Origin of the sequence: uncultured Microbulbifer sp., assembly GCF_947498635.1 — a bacterium.
Lineage (GTDB): Bacteria > Pseudomonadota > Gammaproteobacteria > Pseudomonadales > Cellvibrionaceae > Microbulbifer > Microbulbifer echini.
Genome location: NZ_CANMKV010000104.1, coordinates 1 through 905 on the forward strand (window position 1 = coordinate 1; position 905 = coordinate 905).

Below are 905 nucleotides of genomic sequence, written 5' to 3' on the forward strand. Positions count from 1 at the left end.
AATAACGACAGCCTGAACGGTATTAAAACCGCGCGCCAGGCCATGAATGAGCTCACCCAGAGTGAGACCCAATGGAAGTACAGCCTGTACGACAAAGAGGATCAGTTGATCACGGTGGTGGATGCGCCGCTGGAGACGCCCACGGATAATCCCGACCTGGATGTGAACTGGGATGTGGATAACGACGGCTCCGCAGTGACCAATGTGATAGACAGCAAAGCGGGTAGCGATCCCACGATCACCGGTATCGGTAATGCCGAGATAACCGATAGCAGCGCATCCTCCCCCTCCATAGTTTGGGTCAATCTCAACAGCAGCAGTATGCCGAGCACCGCCGATGCCGCGGCGACGAACAAACTCAGCATGCCCGCCGAGCGCGCGCAGAAAACTGTGCGCAATAACAATATTGGCTATGTGGACAGCGAGGGCAAAGGCTATGTCAGCAACCCCGGCGGCACCACCGCCGTGGACGGCAGCCGCTCCTGGGAGGACAACACCGATGAATTGTTTTACCTGAAGGCCGGTGACTCGCGCCTGGACTTTGAAGACCTGGGACTCACCACCCCACAGCAAACCGATCTCGCTGGGCTGCTGGGCGCTACCAGCTACCGGCTCGATGGCACCAGCCAGGGCAGTAATAAGGGCTATATCGAACGGGATACCCGTCACTACTACACCAGTCGCCAAGTCACCCTCGACAGTGGCCGAACCATTACCGTGTTTACCAACCGTATCGAAGTGGAAGAGCAGGTACATATCTTTGTGCCCCTGTCCAAAGGCAACACCGAGTACGGCTGGCGCGAAGTGGTGATCACCACCAACACCTATAACTACGACATCACCAGCGACTTCCTGCAGGCGGATGACAGCGCCGCGGACAGCGCCCTGGAAGATGCGCAGAACAA

At 57.5% G+C, this 905-nt stretch carries 1 protein-coding gene; it reads left to right on the top strand.

The features are described 5' to 3' along the window. Positions 1 to 905: hypothetical protein (locus Q1A69_RS19995; protein ID WP_299589647.1), on the top strand; the 905-nt coding region annotated here is incomplete at both ends.